The 2,747-nt window shown below is 75.6% G+C and carries 3 protein-coding genes; all 3 read left to right on the forward strand.

Going from position 1 to position 2,747, the window contains the following annotated elements:
- The coding region (locus B7L92_RS37955; RefSeq protein ID WP_081241625.1) for an SCO2321 family membrane protein at window positions 1-1,184 on the forward strand (1,184 nt) is incomplete at its 5' end.
- Window positions 1,181-1,909, forward strand: coding sequence for an SCO2322 family protein (locus tag B7L92_RS37960; RefSeq protein ID WP_081241626.1), 729 nt, complete (start codon window positions 1,181-1,183; stop codon window positions 1,907-1,909). The genes B7L92_RS37955 and B7L92_RS37960, both read left to right, overlap by 4 nt.
- A partial coding sequence (locus B7L92_RS37965) for an energy-coupling factor transporter transmembrane component T (RefSeq protein ID WP_081241627.1) occupies window positions 1,902-2,747 on the forward strand: 846 nt, incomplete at its 3' end. The genes B7L92_RS37960 and B7L92_RS37965, both read left to right, overlap by 8 nt.

The following is a 2,747-nucleotide window of genomic DNA, read 5'->3' on the forward strand; positions in this document are numbered from 1 at the left end:
CCGCCGCGCCGGCCGCCGCCGACGCGTCCCCTTCCCCGTCGCCGTCCCGGGCGGCGCTCCCGTCCGCCCTGTACGGCGACGGGGACCCGCAGTACGACGGCGTCTGGCGCCAGTCGCTCGCCCTGCTCGCGCAGCACGCGGTGGGCGTCGAGCCGCCGAAGCCGGCCGTCGACTGGCTGGCCGGGCAGCAGTGCGCCGACGGCTCCTTCGCCCCGTACCGCGCCGACACCGCGAAGGCGTGCGACGACAAGACGATGGTCGACACCAACCAGACCGCCGCCGCCGTCCAGGCCCTCGCCGCGCTCGGCGGCCACGACGCCGTGACGGACAAGGCCGTCGACTGGCTGAAGTCCGTGCAGAACGAGGACGGCGGCTGGGGCTACACGGCGGGCGGCGACAGCGACACCAACTCCACCTCCGTCGTCATCGGCGCGCTGACCGCCGCCGGCGAGCGGCCGGCCGACGTGAAGAAGGACGGCAAGTCCCCCTACGACGCCCTGCTGAAGCTGGCGCTCCCGTGCGATGCCGACGGCGCGGGCGCCTTCGCCTTCCAGCCGGACAAGAAGGGCGAGTTGGTCGCCAACGCGGACGCGACCGCGGCGGGCGTCCTCGGTTCGCTCGGCAAGGGCCTGGTCGTCGAACCGGGCGGGGAAGCGAAGACGAAGGCCGGTTGCGAGAAGGCCGCGACCCCCGAGCAGGCCGCCGCCAACGGCGCCGCCCACCTCGCCTCCGCCCTCGCCGAGGACGGCCACCTCACCTCCGCCCTCGCCGGCGCCGAGGACCAGCCCGACTACGGCAACACCGCCGACGCGGTCGTCGCGCTCGCCGCGCAGGGCTCCACCGAGCCGGCCACCGCGTCCCTGGCCTGGCTGGAGAAGAACGCCGCCGACTGGGCCGCCCAGAGCGGCCCCGCCGCCTACGCCCAGCTGATCCTCGCCGCCCACGCCACCGGCGCCGACCCGCGCGACTTCGGCGGCACCGACCTGGTGGCGCAGCTCACCGCGACCGGCCCGGCCGCCCAGGCGGACCAGGACGGCAAGGGGGAGAAGGACGAGGCGGAGAAGAAGCAGCAGGAGGAGAAGGACTCCGGCTTCGGCATCTGGTGGTTCGTCGGCGTCTGCCTGGTCGCCGGTGTCGGCGTCGGCTTCCTGATCAGCGGCCGCGCGAAGAAGCGGCAGTCGTGATACGCCGCACCGTCGTCCTGTTCCTGGCCGCGCTCCTGCCGTTGCTGGCGGGCGCGGGCCAGGCGCAGGCCACCGGCTACCGCTACTGGTCCTTCTGGGAGCGCGACGGCGGGGCATGGACGTACGCCACCCAGGGCCCGTCCCTCGCCCGTCCCTCCGACGGCGACGTCCAGGGCTTCCGCTTCTCCGTCAGCGAGGACTCCGCCGACGCGGCGAAGCCCCGCGGCACCGCCGACTTCGCCGCCATCTGCGCCGAGACCCCGCCGCGGGACGGCGAGAAGCGCGTGGCCCTGGTCATCGACTTCGGCACGCCCGCCGACGCCCCCGCCGGCGAGACCCCGCCCGCGGGCCGCACGGCCTGCGCCCGGGTCTCCCCGGACGCGACGACCGCCGACGCCCTGGCCGCCGTCGCCAAGCCCCTGCGCTACGACACCAGCGCCCTGCTGTGCGCGATCGCGGGGTATCCGGAGAAGGGCTGCGGGGAACAGGTGTCGGGCGAGAACGCCCCGGCACCCGGCGAGGAGAACACCCCGAACCCGTCGGGCTCTTCGGGCTCTTCGGGCTCCTCCGATTCCCCCGGCTCCTCCGATTCCCCCGGCTCCTCCGATTCCCCGGGCTCCTCCGGCTCTTCGGGCGGCGGTCCGTCCCTGGGCCTGGTGGCCGGGATCGCGGTGGTGGTGCTCCTGGGTGCGGCGGCGACCTGGCAGGTACGCCGTCGTGGCTAGCGACGCCCGCCCGCGGGGACGTTCCGGCACCGCCGTCCCGGTGCCGCCGGACGTCCCCGCCTCCCGCCACCGCGGCACCCCACTCCACCCCGGCGCCTGGTGGCTGTGGGCCCTCGCCCTGGGCACCGCCGCCACCCGCACCACCAACCCGCTGCTGCTCGCCCTGCTCGTCACGGTCTCCGGGTACGTCGTGGCGACCCGCCGCCCGAACGCCCCCTGGGCCCGCTCCTACGGCGCGTTCGTCAAGCTCGCCCTCGCCGTGCTGCTCGTCCGCCTCCTCTTCGCGATCGTCCTCGGCTCCCCCATCCCCGGCACGCACGTGATCGTCCACCTTCCCGAAGTCCCGCTCCCCGACTGGGCGCAGGGCATCCGCCTCGGCGGCCGGGTCACCGCCGAAGCCCTCACGTTCGCCCTGTACGACGGCCTGAAACTCGCCACGCTGCTCATCTGCGTGGGCGCCGCGAACGCCCTCGCCAACCCCTCCCGCCTGCTCAAGTCCCTCCCCGGCGCCCTGTACGAGATGGGCGTGGCCGTCGTCGTGGCGCTGACCTTCGCCCCGAACCTGATCGCCGACGTCCAGCGCCTACGTGCCGCCCGCCGTCTGCGCGGCCGCCCCGACAAGGGGCTGCGCGGCCTCCTGCACGTCGGACTGCCGGTCCTGGAGGGCGCGTTGGAGCGTTCCGTCGCCCTCGCCGCCGCGATGGACGCCCGCGGCTACGGCCGCAGCGCCGAGGTCCCGCCGTCCGTCCGCCGGACCACCGCCGCCCTCACCCTCGGCGGTCTGCTCGGCGTCTGCGCCGGAACGTACGGGCTGCTCACCGCCGAGGGTGAGGGCGGC

The sequence above is a fragment of the Streptomyces viridosporus genome (genome assembly GCF_002078235.1).
In the GTDB taxonomy this organism is placed as follows: Bacteria; Actinomycetota; Actinomycetes; order Streptomycetales; family Streptomycetaceae; genus Streptomyces; species Streptomyces viridosporus.